19 protein-coding genes are annotated in these 20204 nt (G+C 73.1%); 6 read left to right on the top strand and 13 right to left on the bottom strand.

Going from position 1 to position 20204, the window contains the following annotated elements:
• Positions 1-5: 5 nt before the first annotated feature.
• From ABD948_RS16535 to ABD948_RS16520, 4 genes are all read right to left on the bottom strand, one after another.
• Positions 6-848, bottom strand: coding sequence for an alpha/beta fold hydrolase (locus ABD948_RS16535; protein ID WP_345267814.1), 843 nt, complete (start codon positions 846-848; stop codon positions 6-8).
• A gap of 29 nt (positions 849-877) precedes the next feature.
• Positions 878-2092 carry a hypothetical protein gene (locus tag ABD948_RS16530; RefSeq protein WP_345267812.1) on the bottom strand — a complete coding sequence of 405 codons (1215 nt, stop codon included), beginning with the start codon at positions 2090-2092 and terminating at the stop codon, positions 878-880.
• Positions 2089-3300 (bottom strand): hypothetical protein, encoded by a 1212-nt coding sequence (locus ABD948_RS16525; RefSeq protein WP_345267810.1) that lies wholly within the window; start codon positions 3298-3300, stop codon positions 2089-2091. The genes ABD948_RS16530 and ABD948_RS16525 overlap by 4 nt, the downstream gene beginning before the upstream one ends.
• A gap of 419 nt (positions 3301-3719) precedes the next feature.
• Complete coding sequence (locus ABD948_RS16520; RefSeq protein ID WP_345267808.1) at positions 3720-4736, bottom strand: zinc-binding dehydrogenase; 1017 nt, start codon at positions 4734-4736, stop codon at positions 3720-3722.
• 83 nt (positions 4737-4819) lie between these two features.
• Between ABD948_RS16520 and ABD948_RS16515 the strand changes: the two genes are divergently transcribed.
• Positions 4820-6346: a helix-turn-helix domain-containing protein gene (locus ABD948_RS16515; RefSeq protein ID WP_345267806.1), complete on the top strand. Its 1527-nt coding sequence runs from the start codon at positions 4820-4822 to the stop codon at positions 6344-6346.
• Between the two features lie 176 nt (positions 6347-6522).
• On the opposite strand, the gene ABD948_RS16510 is transcribed toward ABD948_RS16515, so the two are convergent.
• Together ABD948_RS16510 and ABD948_RS16505 are read right to left on the bottom strand one after the other, a co-directional pair.
• Positions 6523-6666: a hypothetical protein gene (locus tag ABD948_RS16510; protein WP_345267804.1), complete on the bottom strand. Its 144-nt coding sequence runs from the start codon at positions 6664-6666 to the stop codon at positions 6523-6525.
• A 164-nt stretch (positions 6667-6830) separates the two neighbouring features.
• Positions 6831-7121, bottom strand: a complete 291-nt coding sequence (locus ABD948_RS16505) for a zf-TFIIB domain-containing protein (protein WP_345267802.1) — start codon at positions 7119-7121, stop codon at positions 6831-6833.
• 90 nt (positions 7122-7211) lie between these two features.
• Here ABD948_RS16505 and ABD948_RS16500 point away from each other — a divergent pair, with 90 nt between their 5' ends.
• The 3 genes from ABD948_RS16500 (at position 7212) to ABD948_RS16490 (ending at position 10090) form a co-directional block, all read left to right on the top strand.
• Positions 7212-8105, top strand: coding sequence for a glycerophosphodiester phosphodiesterase family protein (locus ABD948_RS16500; protein ID WP_345267800.1), 894 nt, complete (start codon positions 7212-7214; stop codon positions 8103-8105).
• On the top strand, positions 8102-9478 hold the full coding sequence (locus ABD948_RS16495; protein ID WP_345267797.1) for an MFS transporter: 1377 nt from the start codon (positions 8102-8104) through the stop codon (positions 9476-9478). Before ABD948_RS16500 ends, ABD948_RS16495 begins: the two co-directional genes overlap by 4 nt.
• Before the next feature lie 225 nt (positions 9479-9703).
• Complete coding sequence (locus tag ABD948_RS16490) at positions 9704-10090, top strand: RNA polymerase-binding protein RbpA (RefSeq protein WP_345267794.1); 387 nt, start codon at positions 9704-9706, stop codon at positions 10088-10090.
• Here the strand turns inward: ABD948_RS16490 and ABD948_RS16485 are convergent.
• The 7 genes from ABD948_RS16485 to kdd form a co-directional block, all read right to left on the bottom strand.
• Positions 10082-10648 carry an FxsA family protein gene (locus ABD948_RS16485; protein ID WP_345267792.1) on the bottom strand — a complete coding sequence of 189 codons (567 nt, stop codon included), beginning with the start codon at positions 10646-10648 and terminating at the stop codon, positions 10082-10084. The two genes, ABD948_RS16490 and ABD948_RS16485, sit on opposite strands and share 9 nt — an antisense overlap.
• Positions 10645-11469, bottom strand: a complete 825-nt coding sequence (locus ABD948_RS16480; RefSeq protein ID WP_345267791.1) for a polyprenol monophosphomannose synthase — start codon at positions 11467-11469, stop codon at positions 10645-10647. Before ABD948_RS16480 ends, ABD948_RS16485 begins: the two co-directional genes overlap by 4 nt.
• Complete coding sequence (lnt, locus tag ABD948_RS16475; protein ID WP_345267789.1) at positions 11466-13031, bottom strand: apolipoprotein N-acyltransferase; 1566 nt, start codon at positions 13029-13031, stop codon at positions 11466-11468. The genes ABD948_RS16480 and lnt overlap by 4 nt, the downstream gene beginning before the upstream one ends.
• 409 nt (positions 13032-13440) lie before the next feature.
• Complete coding sequence (kal, locus tag ABD948_RS16470) at positions 13441-13869, bottom strand: 3-aminobutyryl-CoA ammonia lyase (RefSeq protein ID WP_345267787.1); 429 nt, start codon at positions 13867-13869, stop codon at positions 13441-13443.
• Positions 13866-14648 carry a lysine 5,6-aminomutase subunit beta gene (gene kamE, locus ABD948_RS16465; protein WP_345267785.1) on the bottom strand — a complete coding sequence of 261 codons (783 nt, stop codon included), beginning with the start codon at positions 14646-14648 and terminating at the stop codon, positions 13866-13868. The genes kal and kamE overlap by 4 nt, the downstream gene beginning before the upstream one ends.
• Positions 14645-16243 (bottom strand): lysine 5,6-aminomutase subunit alpha, encoded by a 1599-nt coding sequence (gene kamD, locus ABD948_RS16460; protein ID WP_345267783.1) that lies wholly within the window; start codon positions 16241-16243, stop codon positions 14645-14647. Before kamD ends, kamE begins: the two co-directional genes overlap by 4 nt.
• Positions 16243-17292 (bottom strand): L-erythro-3,5-diaminohexanoate dehydrogenase, encoded by a 1050-nt coding sequence (gene kdd / locus ABD948_RS16455; RefSeq protein ID WP_345267781.1) that lies wholly within the window; start codon positions 17290-17292, stop codon positions 16243-16245. Before kdd ends, kamD begins: the two co-directional genes overlap by 1 nt.
• A gap of 131 nt (positions 17293-17423) precedes the next feature.
• On the opposite strand from kdd, the gene ABD948_RS16450 reads away from it, so the two are divergent.
• Positions 17424-18950 carry a KamA family radical SAM protein gene (locus ABD948_RS16450; protein WP_345267779.1) on the top strand — a complete coding sequence of 509 codons (1527 nt, stop codon included), beginning with the start codon at positions 17424-17426 and terminating at the stop codon, positions 18948-18950.
• A gap of 173 nt (positions 18951-19123) precedes the next feature.
• Positions 19124-20074, top strand: coding sequence for a type IV toxin-antitoxin system AbiEi family antitoxin domain-containing protein (locus ABD948_RS16445; RefSeq protein ID WP_345267777.1), 951 nt, complete (start codon positions 19124-19126; stop codon positions 20072-20074).
• The last annotated feature ends 130 nt before the right edge of the window (positions 20075-20204 follow it).

The following is a 20204-nucleotide window of genomic DNA, read 5'->3' as shown; positions in this document are numbered from 1 at the left end:
GCACGCTACCCGGCGGGCTGCTCGGCGCCGCCGTCGTCCGAGGCGTCCGCGGCCCCCAGGAACACGCGCAGCGCGGAGACGAACGCCTCGGGCTGCTCGGAGTGCACCCAGTGCCCGGCACCCTTGACCGTGACCAGCGTCGTCCGCGGGAACAGCGTGCGCATCATCTCGGCGTGCTCGGGCCGCACGTAGGGCGAGCGCTCGCCGGACATCCACAGCACGGGGTGGTCGAAGGTGGCGTCGAGTCGCGGGAAGCCGCCGATCGCCGGCAGGTCACGGCGCAGCAGCTCGAGGTTGGCCTGCCAGGCGAAGCCGCTCGAGCTCGAACGCAGGTTCTGTAGCAGGAAACCGCGCACGCGCTCGTCGTCGATGGGTCCGCGCAGCTGCTCGTCGGCGTCGCTGCGCCGCTCGACAGTGGCCAGGTCGAGCCCGGCCAGGCTGTCCAGCAGGTGCTCGAACTCGCCGGCGCCCTCGCTGGTGGTCGGCGAGATGTCGACGACGACCAGCCGCTCGACCAGCTCGGGCCGGGTGAGGGCCACCACCATCGCCACCTTGCCGCCCATCGAGTGGCCGACCAGGTGCACGGGGCCCTCGGCCACCGGCCCCGCGGCCAGGAACTCCGCGACCGCCCGCGCGACGACCTCGTAGTCGGCGGTGTCGGTCCAGGGCGAGCGACCGTGGTTGGGCAGGTCGACGAGCACCGAGCGCAGCTGCGGTGCCAGCGCCTTGGCGACCTGGGTGAAGTTGCGCCCCTGTCCGAAGAGTCCGTGCAGGAACACCACTGTGGGGGCGCCGTCGTCGCCGATGGTGGTGCTGTGCAGGTGCTCGTCCTCGCCTGTGCTGGTCACAGGGTCACGGTAGTGAGTGGCCCACGCGCTCAGCGGCGCACCCGGAAGGCGCCGGTGCACGCGGTGGCCGGGAGGTTGTACCGGTTGCCCGAGAGGCTGGCCCGCCAGGTGTAGTAGCCGGCGCGCAGCAGGGTCACGCTCGCCAGGGTTGTGGTGCCGTTCTCCGACACCGTCGCGCGCAGGGTGCGCCCGCCGAGCCGGCCGCACGAGGCCGCGCGAGCGGTCGGGAACGGGCCGTGCAGGGTGGCCTTGGCCCGACGTGGCGCCGTGCCGTAGCCGGCCACCAGACCCAGCACGGGGCGGGTGGCGGCGCCCCGTCGCACGTTCGGCGTGCGCATGCCGACACGCGGTCGGGCCTGCACGGCCAGCCCGACCCGGGCCACCAGGGAGGTCTTGCGGCCCGCGAGCACCACCCGCGAGCCACCGGATCGGTCGGGCGACGCGACGCGTACCCGGGTGTCGGGCACGCGGACCGCGCGCACCTGCACCTGGTGGGGCCCCGCGGCGAGGCCGGGCACGCCACCTGCGAGCCGGCCGGCGTCGTCGGTGGTGCCCAGGGTGCGCCACCCGCCGCCCGGGCTGCGCACCTGCAGCGGCAGCTCGGCCACGCCCCGCCCCGACCGGGCGACGCCGAGCGCGAGCCGCACGGGGACGGCCTGGCCCACGGCCGCGCGGGCGCTCTGGGAGCCGGAGAGCCGGTAGGGCCCGGCCTCCCGCGCGGAGTCCGCCACCATCATCTGGGCGAACCTGCGCACCTCCGGGCCGAAGCCGGTGTCGCGGATGCGCTCCTGGCCCGCCGCGCCGGTGAGCCGGTAGCGCCCACCCACCAGCAGGTGCAGCAGGGCCGCGTCGACGGCCGCGTTCTGCACCGCGTAGCGGAAGTCGCCGTACTTGCCGACCACCCAGGCGGCACGCGCCGTCGCCTGCGGTGTGGCCGAGGCGCGCTGGCCGCCGCCCCCCAGGCGGGCCAGTCGCCGGAAGGGTCCGAAGCCTCCGGGCCGCACGTCGGCCGCGGGGTCGATCCGGTACACCACCTGGTCGGCACGTCCTTGCAGACGCCGCGCGCCGATGAAGGTGTCGGAGGCGCGGGCGCCGGTGTCGATCAGGTAGCCCGACCACGGCTGGTCCGGCGGCGTGGCGCGGGCCCCGGAGCGTGCCTGTGCGGGCAGCGCAGCGACCACGAGGGCGAGCACGATCCCGACGGCACCCACGGCGACGGCGCTGGGCCCGGAGCGGCCGCTCACGGGCGGGGGTCCACGGGCGCGGTGGGCTGCGGCAGCTGGGGCGCGTCGCCGTCGGGGCCCCCGCCGATCGCCGGCGGTCGCCCGCCACCGTTGCCGTCGCCACCACCGTCGCCACCACCGTCACCGCCGTCGGCGGGCGGCTCGGGGTCGGTGCTGGGCGGGTCCGGGGTGACAGGCGGCGGCTCCACCGCCGGCGGGGCGGGCTCCTCGACGGGCACGACCGGGGGCGGGGCAGGCACCTCGAGCCGGCCGCGCAGGACCTCCTGGCCTGGCGCGCGCACGGTCCACACCCAGGCACCCGGCAGCAGGTCGGAGATCACGACCTCGCGCGTGGTGGCTCGGCGCAGCGAGAGGTCCAGGCGCTGGGCGGCACCGTTGGGGTCGGCGTCGGCTCGTGCCGGCGCGAGCGCCACGAAGACCGGGGTACCACGCGTCGAGCGCAGGGCGAGCCGCACCTCGCCGGGAGCGGTGGAGGAGGCCCGGACCCCCGCGAGCGGCAGGGGGTCCAGACGCGGTGAGGGAACCAGGTCGTAGGGGTCGGACGGCGGGTCGCCGGCGGCGTCGTCGCCGTCACCGGAGGTGCCCGACCCCGAGCCGGACGACGGCGAAACCCCGGCTCGGGCGGTCCCGTCGACACCGTCCGCGGCGTCGTCGGAGGCCCCCAGGTCGCCGACGCCCAGCGCCATCGCGCCCGTGACGCCGAGGACGGCGGCTGCGGCGACGCCGAGCAGCGCCGGCCGCAGCCTGCCCGTGACCGCCTTCGTGCGCTGGCGGCTGCGACGCCCGGCCGCCTCCTCGGCCACCCGGTCGGCCTCGCGGGCCGCCAGCCAGTGCTGCGCGCGGGTCGCCGGCGGCACCCCCTCCGGGGTGGCGGGCGTGGCCGCGACGGCGGAGGCCAGGTGCGGCTCGACCCAGGCCACCTCACCGTCGGGGTGCACCACCAGCCGGGTCTGCTCCTCGGGGGTGGTCGCAAGCACCCGCACCGGACGACCGAGGGGCATCGCGTAGTCGCGTGCCACCGCCCGCACGGCCACCAGCGCGAGCTCGCGCGGAGCCTCGGCGTGCCGGGCCGCGACGTCGTGCGGCTCGGGCCGGCCGTTGACCAGCACGGCGCCGTCGAGGTCGATCTCGACCTGCACCAACGGGTGGGCGGGCACGTCTGCGCCACCGCGCAGATCGTCGTGCTGCTCCCGAGGCTCCCGATGCATGCCGCACATCCTACGAGAGGGTGACCACGGGCGCCCCTCCGAAAGGGCCGGTGCCGATGGCCCGGACGGGCCATTTGTGCCGCCGCGGGGCCCTCTGACGCGTGTTCGCGTACCTGTGACCCGGTGTCGCTCCTAGGGTCGTCGTCGAGCGAGGTCGACAGGCGGCCGGCGGGCGAGGGCGAGAGGACCCGAGACGATGTGGGACACGGTGCACGACAGCGGTCGGGACGAGCACGGAGGGCGACACCTCTGCCACGACCTGCCGTGCCTGCGGTGCGGGCATGCGGCCCACACCTACCTCGCCTGCGACGACGCCTGCGGGTGCCAGCCGGCCGCGATGCCCGGTAGCCCGGCACCGGCCCTGGTGCCGGCGCGCTCCAGGCGCTGACGCCGGCTGCTGCCGGCGTCGCACTGCGTGCTCAGGGCCTGAGCATGACCTTGACGGCGCGCCGCTCGTCCATGGCCAGGTAGCCCTCGGCGACCTCCTCGAGCGGCAGGGTCAGGTCGAAGACGCGGCCCGGGTCGATCCGCCCCGAGGTGACCAGCTCGAGGAGCTCCGGGAGGTAGCGCCGCACCGGGGCCACTCCCCCGCGCAGCCCCACGTTCTTGGAGAACATGGTGGAGACCGGCGGCTCGACGCCGTGCGGCACTCCCACGAAGCCCACCGTGGCGCCGGGACGCGCGACGGCGAAGGCGGTGCTCATCGCCGGCCCGTTGCCCACGCACTCCAGGACGGCGTCGGCCCCGACGCCGTCGGTCATCTGCATCACCAGCGCCTCGCCCTCCTCGCCGCGCTCGGCGACGACGTCGGTGGCCCCGAACTCGCGGGCGATCTGCTGGCGCGGCTCGTGGCGCGACATCGCGATCACGCGCTCGGCGCCCATGACCGAGGCGGCGAGCACGCCGCACAGGCCCACGGCACCGTCGCCGACGACCACGACGGTGCCGCCCGGCTGCACACCGGCGGCCACCGCGGCGTGCCAGCCGGTGGGCATCACGTCGGAGAGCGCGAGCAGGGACGGCAGCAGGGCGTCGTCGGGGTGCCCGTCGGTGGCCACGAGCGAGCCGTCGGCCTGGTTGACCACCGCGTACTCGGACTGGCCGCTGGTGGTCATGCCGCCCTGCGGGCAGGCCGACTGCACACCGGCGCGGCAGTGAGCGCAGGTGTTGTCGCTGTGGCAGAACGGCACGATCACGAAGTCACCCGGCTTGAACACCGAGACCTCGCCACCCACCTCCTCCACCACGCCGACGCACTCGTGGCCGATCGTGGCGCCCTCGCGGATCGGGTTCTCGCCGCGGTAGGGCCACAGGTCGGAGCCGCAGATGCAGCCGGCCGTGACCTTGACCACGGCCTGGGTGGGTCGCTTGATGACGGGGTCCTTCGCCTCACCGAAGCGGATGTCGCGAGGGCCGTGGATCGTGGTGGCGCGCATGCGCCCATCCTGGCACCTCGCCCAGGCGACACGCGGGCACGGCCGGATTGGCGGTATCTCACATGTGAGTTACCGTCGTCGTCATGCCCGCCGACTACAAGTCCCGCATCGGCAACCTGATCCGGGACGCCCGCAAGCACCGCGGCCTCACGCAGGCCGAGCTCGCCCAGCAGCTCGCCACCAGCCAGAGCGCCATCAACCGCATCGAGAAGGGTCACCAGAACCTCTCGCTCGAGATGATCGCGCGCATCGGCGAGGCCCTGGACTCCGAGATCGTGGCGCTCGGCGCCGGTCCCACGCACCTGCGCGTCACCGGCCCGACGACGCTCTCGGGCAGCATCGACGTCAAGACCTCCAAGAACGCCGGCGTCGCGCTGCTCTGCGCCACGCTGCTCAACCGGGGTCGCACCACCCTGCGCAAGGTCGCGCGCATCGAGGAGGTCAACCGGCTGCTCGAGGTGCTCAACAGCCTCGGCGTGCAGACCACCTGGCTCAACGACGACAACGACCTCGAGATCGTCCCGCCCCGCGAGCTGGACCTGCACCACGTCGACGAGGTCGCGGCCCGACGGACCCGGTCGATCATCATGTTCCTCGGCCCGCTGCTGCACCGCGCCGACACCTTCGAGCTGCCCTACGCCGGAGGCTGCAACCTCGGCACCCGCACGGTCGAGCCGCACATGACCGCGCTGCGACCCTTCGGCCTCGAGGTCAAGGCCACCGACGGCAGCTACCACGCGACCGTCAACAGGGCCATCGAGCCGGGGCGTCCGATCGTGCTCACCGAGCGCGGCGACACCGTCACCGAGAACGCCCTGATGGCGGCCGCCCTGCACCCCGGCACCACGACGATCCGCAACGCCTCCTCCAACTACATGGTCCAGGACCTCTGCTTCTACCTGCAGAAGCTGGGCGTCACCGTGGAGGGCATCGGTACCACGACCCTGCGCGTCACCGGCCTGGAGACGATCGACGTCGACGTGGACTACGCCCCCAGCGAGGACCCCATCGAGGCGATGTCGCTGCTCGCGGCGGCCATCGTCACGAACTCCTCGATCGAGGTGCGCCGGGTCCCGATCGAGTTCCTGGAGATCGAGCTCGCCGTCCTCGAGGAGATGGGCTTCAACTACGAGCGCTCCGAGGAGTACGTGGCCCGCAACGGGCACACCCGCCTCGTCGACCTGCGCACCCAGCCCTCGCAGCTCAAGGCGCCGCTCGACAAGATCCACCCGATGCCCTTCCCGGGCATCAACATCGACAACCTGCCGTTCTTCGCGGTCATCGCCTCGGTGGCCGAGGGCCAGACGCTCCTGCACGACTGGCCCTACGACAACCGCGCCATCTACCTCACCGAGCTCAACAAGCTCGGCGGGCAGGTCAAGCTGCTCGACCCCCACCGGGTGATGATCGAGGGCCCGACGTCGTTCACCGGCACCGAGATCGTCTGCCCGCCGGCGCTGCGTCCCGCCGTCGTCGTCCTGCTGGCGATGCTGGCCTCCAAGGGCACCTCGGTGCTGCGGTCGACCTACGTCATCCACCGCGGCTACGAGGACCTCGCCGAGCGCCTCAGCCAGATCGGCGCCCAGGTGGAGTCGTTCCGCGACATCTGACCGGGAGCCTGCGACCGGTCAGAGGTCGCGGGACGTCTGGTGCTGGTCGAGCAGGCGACCGCGAGTGAGCGTGCGAACTCGCGCGGAGCGCGTCGAGACCTTCCGACTCACGAGTGGCGCAGTGACCGGCCACCCGACCCGGCCGTTGCACTCACGCAGGGCAGCATTGTGCCCCCTCAGGCACTCGGGAACGTCAGCGCGAAAACGAGCCACGCCAGGGACAGGGCGCCGACGACGCAGGTGAGGAGCACGGCGACGTCGACGATGAAGCCCCGCCACCCCGGTGACGGCTGATCCTTGGTCCAGCCCTCCTCGTCCACGCGTCCATCCTGGACCGTCGCCGGGCTCTGCGACGTCGTTCAGGACGATCTCGGCACGTCCCCGGAGTGCCCAGTAGCGCTCACTCGGCAGGTCCCGAGCGCGCGGTAGCGCCGACTCGGCAGGCCCCGAGCGCGCGGTAGCGCCGACCCGGCAGCCGGCGACGTCACTCGAAGAGCGTCTCCACCCAGGCGCGGGCTGGGCGGGCGGTGGTGGCGGGGGTCGGTGAGGCGAGCATCTCCGGCGTGATCCGGGGCAGCGGCGCGGTGTGCTGGCCCGCGTGCTGGTGCCAGTCGGTCTCGGCCTCCACGAGGGCGCCGAGGTCGGCGCGCGAGAGGAAGACGCCGTGGCCGTCGGGGCAGGCGCTCACCTCCGCGTCACGCCCGAGCACGCGGGTGGTCATCTCGGCCGAGCAGCGGGGGCAACGGGGGCTGTCAGGGGTGCTCGTGGTGTCCATCGCCCGACCGTAGAGGCCGCGGCTGAGGAAATCCTGGGCGCGCGCCGTGCCGCGGCCCGGCTCCCTCGGTGGGACGTGGATACTCCTCGAGTGAGCAACGGGGCTGACGGGGGTGGGCGCGCGCCGCGCACGGGTCACGCCTACCTCGACGCCGTGCTCGACCAGCCAGGATCTGTGCTGGCGCTGGCCCACCGCGGTGGCGCGTACCACCCGGAGATCGAGGGGCTCGAGAACACCGTCGCCGCATTCCGCCACGCCGTCGGACTCGGCTACACCTACCTCGAGACCGACGTGCACGTGACGCGCGACGGCGTCCTGCTGGCCTTCCACGACGCCGTCCTGGACCGGGTCACCGACCGGCGCGGCGAGCTGGCTCGGCTCACGGCGCGCGAGGCGGCCCGGGCGCTGATCGGCGGACGCGAGGAGATCCCGACGCTCGCCCGGCTGGTGGAGGAGTTCCCCGGCACGCGCTTCAACATCGACCTCAAGTCCGAGGGGGCCGGGATCGCGCTGGCGGACTTCGTGGATGCCCGGCGCGCCTGGGACCGGGTGCTGGTGGGCTCGTTCTCGGGCCGCCGGTTGGCCGAGTTCCGACGGCGCGTCTCGCGACCGGTGGCCACCTCGGCCACCCCGCGCGACATCGCGGCGTTCCTGGCCGTGCCCGCGGCGCGCGCGGCCGCGTGGTTGGCCACGAGGGACTTCGCGGCGTTCCAGGTGCCGCACCGCTGCAAGGGTGTGCGCATCGTCGGTCCGGGCCTGGTGCGCCGAGCCCACGCGGCCGGCAAGCACGTGCACGTGTGGACCATCGACGAGCCGGCCGAGATGCACGAGCTGCTCGATCTGGGCGTCGACGGGCTCTTCACGGACCGCACCGACGTGCTCAAGGATGTGCTCACCACGCGGGACCAGTGGTGGAGGGGCCCGGGCGAGGCGGGTGGGCCGGACGACGTCGTCCGGCGTGACGAGGGTGGGGAGAGCAGATGACCAGCACGGGAGGGCCTGGCGGCGGGGTCGCCGACCTGGGGCCGCTGCGCGACCAGGACGAGCGACGGGGCGAGCAGCGCGCCTGGTACTTCTACGACTGGGCCAACAGCGCCTTCGCCACCACGGTGGCCGGCGTGCTGTTCGGGCCCTACCTGGCCGAGGTCGCCGGGCGCGCTGCGGTCGACGACCGGATCTCGGTGCTGGGGCTCTCGATCGACCCAGGGGCGTTGCCGCCGCTGGTGATCACCGCCTCGACCGTGATCGCCGCCCTGGTGCTGCCGATCCTGGGCGCGGTCGCCGACCGGACGGCCCGCAAGAAGGACCTGCTCGCGGGCTTCGCGTGGGTGGGTGCGGCCGCGGCCGCCGTGCTGTTCTTCATGACCGGCGACAACTGGCAGCTGGGGGTCGTCTCCTTTCTCGTCGCCAACTTCTGCTTCGCGGCCTCCGCGGTCTTCAACGACGCGATCCTGCCGCTGATCAGCTCCCCCGAGGAGCGGGACGCGGTCTCGAGCCGCGGTTGGGCCATGGGGTACGCCGGCGGCGGGCTGCTGCTGGCCCTCAACTTCGGGGTCGTGACCTTCCCCGAGGCACTCGGGCTGGGCACCGAGACCGCGGTGCGCCTGAGCCTGCTCTCGGCCGCGATCTGGTGGGCGGCCTTCACGTTCATCCCCTGGCGCGGCATCCGCAACCGGCCCCCGCGCGACGTCGAGCCGGTCACGGGCGGTGCGTTCTCCCGCAGCTTCGGCCAGCTCTGGCGCACGCTCAAGGAGCTGCGCAGGTACCCGATGGCACTCACCTTCCTGGTGGCCTACCTGTTCTTCAACGACGGCATCCAGACCGTCATCAGCCAGGCCTCGCTCTACGGCACCGACGAGCTCGGGTTCCCGCTGGGCACCATGCTCGGCATCTACCTGCTCGTGCAGTTCGTCGCCGTGGGCGGGGCCATCGGCTTCGGGCGGCTGGCGGGACGGCACGGCGCCAAGCGGATGATCCTGGTGGGGCTGGTCGTCTGGATGGCGATCGTCACCGCCGGCATGCTGATCCCGGCGGGGCAGCTGCTGCCGCTGGTGCTCCTCGGCATCGCCATCGGCGTGGTGCTCGGCGGCACCCAGGCGCTGGCACGCTCCTACTTCTCGCTGCTGATCCCCGCCGGCAAGGAGGCGGAGTTCTTCAGCCTCTACCACGCGATGGACCGTGGGACCTCCTGGCTGGGCACCTTGGTCTTCGCGCTGGTCTACCAGTTCTCCGGCTCCTACCGACCGGCGATCTTCGCGCTCATCGTCTTCTTCGTGGTCGGCGGCCTGATCCTGACCCGCGTCGACACCGCGCGGGGCATCCGCGAGGCCGGTGGCACCGTCCCCTCCCACGTCTGAGCAGGGATTAGCTGCCGGCCGCGCACACCGAATCGCCGAGATTGCGCTGAGTCCTCGGGTGCGTTGCGCCCGAGGACTCAGCGGAATGTTGGCGACGCCGGTACCGTTGTAAGACAGGTCCACGGGTTTCGGCCGCCCGGTCACGGGCAGGACCACCCGGAACCACACGGTTCCACCAGGGACACAGCACGGCCACGGCGGTGGCCAGACGTAGGGAGGTGCCTCATGGCGGAGCGCACGTTGCGCGGCGCACGACTCGGAGGCCAGAGCTTCGAGGACGAGCGCGGCATCGAGTTCGCAGCACGTCAGCAGGTCGGATACCGGTGCCCGCAGGGGCACGACTTCGAGATCACCATGTCGGTCGAGGCCGAGGTTCCGGCGGTGTGGGAGTGCCCACGCTGCGGAGCCGAGGCCGAGAGCACGGCCGGCATCGAGCGTGAGATCAAGGCCGAGAAGCCCGTCCGCACGCACTGGGACATGCTCCTCGAGCGACGCTCGGAGAAGGAGCTCGAGGACATCCTCAAGGAGCGACTGGAGCTGCTGCGCGGCGGCGAGATCGGCCCCGCGCACCTGCACCGCGCGACCCAGAAGAAGCGGCGCGCCTCAGCCTGACCGCGGGTCGTCGTCGACGACCTCGCCCTGCACCACCGGCCCAGCCCCCGGCCCCGGACGTCGTCCGCCCGGGGGCTGCGCCGTCCCCGGACCCCCGACGCCGAACCCGCCGAGGCCACCGCCCAGACCACCGGAGGCACCCCCCGGCACCAGCATCCGCCGGGCGATGGCGGCGCTCAGCAGCCGCCGGAAGACCGGTCGCGTCACCGGCAGCACGAGGAGCACACCCACGGCGTCGGTGAGGAAGCCCGGCGCCAGCATCAGCGTGCCGCCCATCAGCACCAGGCCGGCGTCGGCCAGCTCGGTGGCGGGGACGCGGCCCTCGCGGATGGCGGTGTTCAACGCGCGGAAGGTCCGCACACCCTCTCGCTTGATCAGCCAGCCGCCCACGATGCTGGCCAGCAGCAGCAGGCCGATGGTCCACCAGGCACCGATCACCTGCCCCACCTGCACGAGCACGTAGATCTCGAGCAGCGGGACCACCACGAGCGCCGCCACGATCACCCACGGGAGTCGACGGCGACGCGGCGCGGCGGCGGTCGGCCCGCCCGCGGTCACGGGAGCACCTCGGGGCGCGGGTCGGGACGCTGCTCGCCGCGCAGCCGACGGGCGATCCTGCCGCTGCGCTCGCGGGCGCCCCACGCGGTGATCCGCTTCAACGACTCCCAGGCCACGGCACCACTCATCTTCGACTGGCCACGCTCGCGCTCGACGAACTCGATGGGCACCTCGCGCACGGTCAGCCCGGCGCGCAGCGTGCGCGCCACCATGTCGGTCTGGAAGACGTATCCGGTGGAGCGCACGTCGTCGAGGTCGATCTTCTCGAGGGTCCGGCGGTGGAAGAGCCGGAACCCCGCGGTGGCGTCACGCACCTCGACGCCGAGCAGCAGCCGCACGTAGGCGTTGCCGCCGCGCGAGAGGGCCTCCCGACGCCGGGGCCAGTTGACGACGGAGCCACCTGCCACCCAGCGCGATCCGATCACCAGGTCGGCGCTCTCGAGCGCGGCAAGCAGCCGGTGCAGCTGCTCGGGCTGGTGGGAGCCGTCGGCGTCCATCTCGCCGATGACGTCGTAGCCCTGCTCCAGCGCCCAGGCGAAGCCGTGGCGGTAGGCGGCACCCAGGCCGCCCTTCGCCGTGCGGTGCAGGACGTGCACGTGGGGGTCCTGGGCGGCCAGCTGGTCGGCGATCACACCGGTGCCGTCCGGCGAGGTGTCGTCGACGACGAGGACGTCGACCTCGGGCTCGGCCCGGCGCAGCCGCCCCACGATCCAGGCCAGGTTCTCGGCCTCGTCGTAGGTGGGCACGACCATGACGACGCGCCCCAGGTGCTCGATACCACCCAGACCACCCGGGCCGCCCCCGCTGCTCGCCTCGCTCATGCCGACTGCCTCTCCCCTGCTGACGTGCTCGACGACACGCGCCCTCTCGACGCGCGCTCCGGCCAGCCTGCACCTCGACGATACGTGAGCACGCCCACGAGCAGTCCCAGAAGCGTCGAGACGGCGAACAGCCGGCTCGGCCACGCGCCCATCCAGACCCCCGGGGTGAGGCCCTGCTTGAGCTCGACCTGCTCGACCAGCGCGGCGCTGCCGAGCCGCTCGGCGGTGGCCACGACCTCGCCGTCGGGCGAGATGACGCCCGAGAGGCCGTTGGTGGAGGCGACGGCGAGCCATCGGCCGGACTCGATGGCGCGCAGCCGGGTGATGGCGAACTGCTGGTCGACCTGGTCGGTGAAGATGTAGCTCGCGTTGCTGGTCTGCACGACCATCAGCTCCGCACCCGCGCGCTGCTGGGCGTAGAGCCCGTCGTCGAAGCCGATGTCGAAGCAGATGGCGTCGGCGACGGCGACCCCCGCCACCTCCAGCGGCTCGGACCGGTCGCCGGCCAGCATGTCGCGCGGGATCCGGGCGAGCTGGGAGAAGTCCTCGAGACCGAGCGCCTCGACGACGCCGCGACCGGGGATGTACTCCCCGAACGCCACGGGGTGCCGCTTGCTGTACCGCTCCCCCGGGCCGGTCTCGGGGTCCCAGACGATGCCCTGGTTGTAGACGTGGTCGGGGCCGCCGTCCACCAGTCCGCCGACCAGCACCGGGACGCCGATCGCTGCCACGGCGCGCTCGATGCCCTCGTTGACCTCCACCGAGGCGAAGGGGTCGCGAGCGGTGGAGTTCTCGGGCCAGATGACCAGGTCGGGCTGCTGGACGCGCCCGGCCGCGACGTCGCCGGCGAGCCCCTCGGTGGCCAGCACGTGGTTCTCGGTCAGCCCGACAGGGTCGAAGAGCACGTCGTTGCCGGCGCCGGGCACGCCGCCCTGCACCACGGCCACGGTGCTGGTGCCGCTGGTGGAGAGGCGCCAGGGCAGCCAGGTGGGCACCGAGGCCACCAGGGCCAGCGCCACCGCCGCACCGAGCGCCACCGCACGCCGTCGCAGGCCCTCCGCCACCACGGCGGCGGCCACGAGGCACCCCAGGAGCGCCAGCACGAAGCTCAGGCCCGCGGAGCCCAGGTAGGCGATGGCGGGCGCCAGCGGCGTGTCCACGGCGGCGAAGGAGAGCCGCCCCCAGGGCATGCCGCTCCAGGGGAACTCGGTGCGCAGCCCCTCGCCGGCGACCCAGGCGGCCGCGACCCACAGCGGCCAGAACGGCAGGCGCAGCAGCACCACGACGGCGGGGGCCAGCGCGGCGTAGAAGGCGCCCTCGAGGCCGGAGAGCAGCAACCAGGCCACGGTGCCGATGGAGTCGACCAACCACCAGATGTGGGCGAGGAAGAACGCCAGCCCGAAGCCGGCCCCGGGCAGCAGCGCTGCGCGGGCGCGCAGTCCGCGGACGGCCAGCACGTAGCCGGCGACGGCGAGCGGCAGCAGCAGCGGCCAGGCCAGGGGCTCGAAGGCCGACGAGAGCAGCAGGCCGCTGAGGACCGCCAGGAGGAGGCGTCCGGGCACGTGCCCAACCTACCTGCCGGGGCACGTCCCGCAGGCGGGCGGGAGGACCGTGATCGCCGTCGGCCGTCCCCGAACCGACGGGCTGCCGGGACCGAGACGTTGTCTAGGGCGATCCTGGTCCTCCCGCACCGTCCCTCGTGGGCGCGGACCGACCTCCGTGAGCCGGGACGGACAAGTGCCTGGGTATGGCACCCTCCGGGATCCGGCCCCTCGGACGGCGGTCCGCAGGCCACGACCTGCGCGGGACGACAGGAGCCAAGTCTGCCGTGGCCAACGCAGGTGTCAACCGGCTCCTGACCTGCGCAGACGCGCGTCCTCGCAGGTCAGACGGCCACGTGCCGTTACCCCGTTGTTCAGACTTTTCTCGTCGCGCGTCGGCGTGTCGCGCATGACACGCCGAAGTTCTTCGCTATGCGCCCGGTCGGGGCGGGACGACGACGGTGCCGGTGGCCGTCGTGGCCACCAGCGGGGGCTTCACCACCCGGGCGGCACCGGGCTGCTCGGGCGTGGGGCACCCACGCGCGACCACGTGCACCGCGAGCTCCAGGGTGCGCGAGCGGGTGCCGACCCGGACCAGCTCGCAGCTGATCTCGAGCACGTCGCCAGCGCGCACCGGCTCGCGGAACTGGACGTCGTCGTAGGAGGCGAAGAGCCCCTCGTCTCCGTCGGTGACGATGCACATCTCGGTGGCGACGTCGCCGAACAGGCCCAGGCTGTAGGCGCCGTCGACCAGGTGGCCGGCGTAGTGGGCGTGGCTGTAGGGCACGTAGCGGCGGTGCACGACCCGGGCGCCGACCTCCGGCTGCCCCGGTCGAGCCGGCTGCTGGGAGGCGCTCACGCGGCCGCCCTCGCCGTCACGAGGCGGTGCACGAGGAACGAGGCCACCTCACCGGGGGTGGTACCGCGGCTGAAGACCCGGTCGACGCCGAGCTCGGCGGCCATCGACTCGTCGAACCGCGGCCCACCCACCACCAGCAGCGGGCGCTTGTCCGCCGGGTAGGACTCCCGGAAGGCCGCCGACATCTCGCGGGTGTTGAGCAGGTGGGTGTCGCGCTGCGTGACGACCTGGGAGACGAGCACCGCGTCGGCGCGCTCGGCGCGCGCCCGCTCCACCAGCGCCGGCACCGAGACCTGCGCACCCAGGTTCACCACCTTCAGCTCGCGGTAGTACTCCAGGCCCTTCTCGCCGGCGAAGCCCTTGATGTTGAGGATCGCGTCGATGCCCACCGTGTGCGCGTCGGTGCCGATGCACCCGCCCACCACCACCAGGCGTCGCCGCAGGGCGCGCTTGACCGCCGCGTTGACCTCCTTCGGGGTCATCAGCGGGTAGTCGCGCTCGACCACCTGGACCCGGTCGAGCTCGACGAGGTGGTTGACCCGTCCGTAGACCACGAAGAAGGTGAAGTCGGGGCCCATCGGCTTGGCGTGCACCACCAGGGCGGGCTCGATGCCCATCTTGGCGGCCAGCTGGGCCGCAGCGCCCTCGGCGTGCTTGCTGTGCGGCACCGGCAGGGTGAAGCTCACCTGCACCATGCCGTCGCCCGTGGTGTCGCCGTAGGGCCGCACGACACCGCTGGTGCGGGCCGAGGCCTCGGTGTCGGACTCGGTCGCGCTCATGAGGTCTCCTCCAGCAGCTCGGACGCCGGGTTGTAGTAGCCGCCCGCCTTGCGGGCGACGCCGTCGAGGCCGCGCCCGCCGTCGGCGGGCCGCTTCATCAGGCCGAAGGTGCCGTCCGCGATGGCACCGAGCAGGCCGCCCTCGCTCTCGACGATCCGGTCCAGCAGGTCGATGGACTCCCCCAGCACCTGCCGTGCGCGGGTGCCGATGACGCCGTCGGGCGCGGGGTGGAAGTCCTCGTGCAGCCGACCGGCGGACTCCAGCACGTAGCGCACGTTCTGAAGCGCCAGGTCGCGGTCGCTCAGCCACGGCGTGACGACGGCCTCGGTCATCATGCCGACCAGCAGGATCCCCTGGCCGGTGAGGGCGCCCGCGAGGTTGAAGAAGCCGTCGAGCAGGTAGCCGCGGAAGACGTCGCCGGTCATGTGCCGCGTCGGCGGCATCCACTTCAGCGGCGCGTGCGGGAACAGCTCGCGCGCCAGCAGGGCGTGCGCCAGCTCCAGGCGGAACGAGTCGGGCACCTCGGGGTCGATCTCGAAGGCGTGCCCCAGGCCCAGCTGCCAGTCCTCGAGCCCGGCCTCCTTGGCGAAGTACTCGTTGAGCAGCTGGCTCGTCGTCACGGTGTGCGCGGCCTCGACGGCGTCGGCCGTGGTCAGGTAGTTGTCCTCGCCGGTGTTGATGATGATCCCGGCCCGGGCGTGCACCTGGCGGCTGAAGCGCTGGTCGACGAAGGTGCGCACCGGGTTGATGTCGCGGAAGAGGATCCCGTACATCGAGTCGTTCAGCATCATGTCGAGGCGCTCCATGCCGGCCAGCGCCGCGATCTCGGGCATGCACAGGCCGCTGGCGTAGTTGGTCAGCCGCACGTAGCGGCCCAGCTCCTTGCTCGACTGATCGAGAGCGGCACGCATCAGCCGGAAGTTCTCCTGCGTGGCGTAGGTGCCGGCGAACCCCTCCCGGGTCGCGCCCTCGGGCACGTAGTCCAGCAGGCTCTGGCCGGTGGAGCGGATCACCGCGATGACGTCGGCGCCCTCGCGGGCCGCCTGCTGGGCCTGCGGGATGTCCTCGTGGATGTCGCCGGTCGCGACGATCAGGTAGATCCAGGGCTTGCGGGGCGCGTCCCCGTGACGCTTGATGAGCCGCTCGCGCTCGGTCCGCCGCTTGTCCATGGTGCGGATGCCGGCGCCGACCGCGCGCCGGCTCGCGGATCGGGCGCGCTGGGCGTCGCGGCCCTCGGGCAGGCGGAAGCGCACCGAGCCGGCCCCGGCCTTCTGCGCCAGGGTGGCGAGGTCCTCGGCCTCGCCGCGCAGCAGCGCGTCCCACACCGGCAGGGCGACGCCGTGGGCCAGCCCGCCGTCCTCGTGCAGGTCGGCTCGGACGACGTCGAGCAGGCGGTTGACCCAGGGCTGGCCCTCGGCGTCGGCGCCCTGCAGGCCCGCGAGGCGCAGCGTGGCGCGCTCGACCGACACGGTGGTGTGCTGCTGCGCGAGCTTGACGATGGGGCGGCCGGCCTTGCGCGCCAGGGCACGGGCGCTGCGCACGGTGGCAGGGTCGAGGTCGAGCTTGCCGCGGGGCCGGGTGCGCTTCGTCGTCATCAGTGCAACCGGCTCTCGAACAGGGCGCGGACGCCGGGGCTCTCGCGCAGCAGGGCCAGGGCGTGGTCGGCGTGGCCGGGCACGTAGCCGTTGCCCACCAGCATGGTCACGTCGGCCGCCAGTCCCTCGGCGCCCAGGGCGGCGGCCGCGAACGAGGTCGCCATGGAGAAGAAGACCACGCTGCCGCGCTCGGCCGTGGCCAGCACCGCTCCTCCCTCGCAGCCGGGCACGTCGACGCACACGATCGTGACGTCGGCCGGACCGCCGGCCTTCGCGACGGCGTCGCGCAGGGCGATCGGGTCGCGCGCGTCGGCCACGACGACCTCGTCGGCGAGGCCGGCCCCGCGCAGCAGCGCGGCCTCGGCGTCGTGCGGGACCACCCCGATGGTGTGGCCGGCCCCGGCTGCGCGGGCGGCGGCGAGGCTGAGCGACCCGGACTTGCCGGCGCCCCCGACGACGGCGACGGTGGGTCGCTCGTAGCCGGCGACGACCCGGTGGGTCAGTGCCGGGGCGCCACACACGTCCATGACCGCCAGGCTGAGCCCGGTGGGCAGGTCGTCGGGAAGCCGGGCGGCGATGGAGCGCCCGAAGAGGACGGCGTAGCCCTCGCACGGCACCTGCTCCCCCCGTCCGTCCCAGGCGGCGAGCCCGTCCTCGAGCACCAGCGGCGTCAGCGTCAGGGAGACCAGCGTGGCCACGCGGTCGCCGACCGCGAGGCCCAGCGGTGAGGCGGGGCCGACCTCCTCGACCGTCCCGACCAGCATCCCGCCGGAGCCGGTGACCGGGTTCTGCATCTTGCCGCGCTCGGCGACGATGGCGAGCACCGCAGCCCGGACCGCGGCGCCGTCGACGACACCGTCCGGCCCGGCGTGGGCGGCCGCGAGCTGGCGGTAGGAGGCGGCGTCGAGGTTGAGCCGCTCGACGCGGACGCGGACCTCGTCGGGCCACAGCTCGGGCCGGGTGTCGAGCCGGTCGGCGGCCTGGGGCAGGCGCACGACGTCGTCGAGCACCCGGTGCAGGCCGGTGGGGTCGCTGTCGCGGAGCTCCATCGTGGTTCGTCCTCCCATGTTTCGGGCGTGTGACCGAAGATCTTGCGGCGTGGGGATGTGCGCGCCGGATGTCTTGCGTCTAGTCTGGCAGAGCCGTGGCGCGGCCCACAACCGACGCGCCCGGAGCCTGCATGCAGCCCCTCCTCACCCACCTGGGAGCGACGATGAGCCTCGACACCTCGGTCCACGCACCGCTGGACGCCAGCATCGGCACCAGCACGCCCGAGGGCGCCTCCGGCCAGCCCTACGCCTACCGGCGTCCCGAGCTCGTGGAGCCCGACTGGCGGCGCTTCCCCGGCTGGGCCGGCGTCACCGCGGAGGAGTGGGCCTCGGTGCAGTGGCAGCGCGCGCACTGCATCAAGAACGTGCGCCAGCTGCGTGAGCTGATGGGTGACCTCGTCGACGACCGGTTCTACGCCGACCTCGAGCGCGACCAGGCCGAGCGCGCCACGATGTCGATGCTGGTGCCACCGCAGATGATGAACACGATGGCGCCGCACGCGGTGCCCGCCGGCCCCGGCTCGCTCACCGAGGCGCTCTACGCCGACCCCGTGCGCCACTACATGATCCCGGTGTTCAGCGACCGACGGACCGACTGGCCCAGCCACCCCCACGCCACCCGCGACTCCCTGCACGAGCACGACATGTGGGCCACCGAGGGCCTCACCCACCGCTACCCCACCAAGGTCCTCGCCGAGCTGCTGCCCACCTGCCCCCAGTACTGCGGGCACTGCACGCGGATGGACCTCGTGGGCAACTCCACGCCCGTCGTCGACAAGCTCAAGTTCGTCGCCAAGCCGAACGACCGCCTCGGCGACATGCTCGACTACCTGCGCCGCACCCCGGGGGTGCGCGACGTGGTCGTCTCGGGCGGCGACGTCGCCAACATGCCGTGGCCGCGGCTCGAGGCCTTCCTCACCTCGCTGCTCGAGGTCGAGAACATCCGCGACATCCGGCTCGCCACCAAGGCGCTCGTCGGCCTGCCCCAGCACTGGCTGCAGCCCGACGTCGTCGAGGGGGTGGGGCGCGTGGCCTCCCTCGCCAACTCGCGCGGCGTCTCGCTCGCGGTGCACACCCACGCCAACCACGCCCAGTCGGTGACCCCGCTGGTGGCGCAGGCAGCGGGCGCCCTGCTCGACGCCGGCCTGCGCGACGTGCGCAACCAGGGCGTGCTCCTCGACGGCGTCAACGCCGACCCGCACGACCTGCTCGACCTCTGCTTCGCGCTGCTCGACGGCGCCCGGATCATGCCCTACTACTTCTACATGTGCGACCTGATCCCGTTCTCGGAGCACTGGCGGGTCTCGGTCGCCCACGCCCAGCAGCTGCAGCACCACATCATGGGCTACCTGCCCGGCTTCGCGACGCCGCGCATTGTCTGCGACGTGCCGTTCGTCGGCAAGCGCTGGGTGCACCAGCTGGCCGGCTACGACACCGAGCGCGGCATCTCGCACTGGACGAAGAACTACCGGACCTCGATCGAGGCCGACGACACCGAGGCCCTCACCCGCACCTACGAGTACTACGACCCGATCCACACCCTCCCCGCTGCCGGTCAGGCCTGGTGGGCCCGGCACGGCGACCTCGACACCACCGCCCTCAAGGCCGCCGAGGTCGCCGAGGCATCGCGCCGGACGGCTGCCCTGCAGGCCTGGTGAGGTCGGGCGCTGCGGCCAACTGAGATTTCCCCGGTCGGCCGGGGACTCCCAAGCTTGTCGGCCCACGCGTTGCCCGACAAGCTGCACAACAGGCCGTCAAGTCCGGGCGGGCCGCCAGCGCCCCTGTGGATAGCCGGTTGTGACGACCCCGAACCCACCTCAGGATCCTTCACATGGATCCGGCCCTCGCCTTCCTGTGCGACCAGCACGGGGTCTTCCTGCGTCGTGAGGCCGAGGAGCTCGGCTACAACGACCCTGCCATCGCACGTGCCGTCCGCAGCGGCGAGTGGGTTCGAGTGCGCCACGGCGCGTACCACCTCGGACCAACGTGGCTGTCCGCGGACGAGCGCACCCGTTACGGCATCCTGTGCCGGGCTGCCCTGCGCCAAGCTGACACGGACGTGGTCCTGAGCCACGTGAGCGCTGCCCACGAGTGGGGCTCTCCACTCTGGGACGTCTCGCTGCGAGAGGTGGACCTCACCCGGGTCGACGGGCGTACGGGACGCCGTGCGGCCGGCGTCCACCAGCATCGCGGCGTCCTTGTCGAGGGCGACGTCGAGGAGCGCCACGGCGTCCCGGTCGTCAGCGCGACACGCACGGCACTCGAGCTGACGACAGCGCTCGATCTGGAGCACGCTCTCGTCGAGCTCGACTACCTGCTGCACCACGGGTTGACGACGCCGGAGAAGCTGCGCGCCCGGTACGCCCGGATGAGCCAGTGGCCGCACTCCCTGCGCACCGACCTCGTGCTGCGCCTGGCCGACGGGCGCTCCGAGTCCGTCGGAGAGTCACGGATGCGCTACCTCTTCTGGACTCAGCGAGTCCCGCCCCCGACCCTCAACCACGAGGTCTTCGACCCCCTGACGGGAAAGTCCTACCGTGTGGACTTCGCGTGGCCGGAACTGGGCGTCTTCGTGGAGTTCGACGGCAAGGAGAAGTACCTGCGCCACCGCCGACCCGGTGAGTCGTTGGAGGAGTACCTGCTGCGCGAGCGGGACCGGCAGAATCGCATCTGCGAGCTGACCGGCTGGACCTGCCTGCGCGTCGGCTGGTCGCACCTCGGGACACCCGTGACGACGGCGGCGCGCGTGCGCCGGGCGCTGGGACTCCTCGACGCCGCCTGATCCGCGGCGGCCGGCCGGGCGACTGGTCGGTCTGTTGTGCAGCTTGTCGCCCGACGCGTTGCCCGACAAGCTCGGGAGTACCCGGTCGACCGGGTAAATCCACGGCCACCTGCAACCGGCGCCGCGCCGC

The sequence above is a fragment of the Nocardioides nanhaiensis genome (genome assembly GCF_039542785.1).
Taxonomy (GTDB): Bacteria; Actinomycetota; Actinomycetes; order Propionibacteriales; family Nocardioidaceae; genus Nocardioides; species Nocardioides nanhaiensis.
The sequence above is the reverse complement of the archived record's forward strand: the minus strand, read 5'-3'. Positions and strand labels throughout refer to the sequence as shown.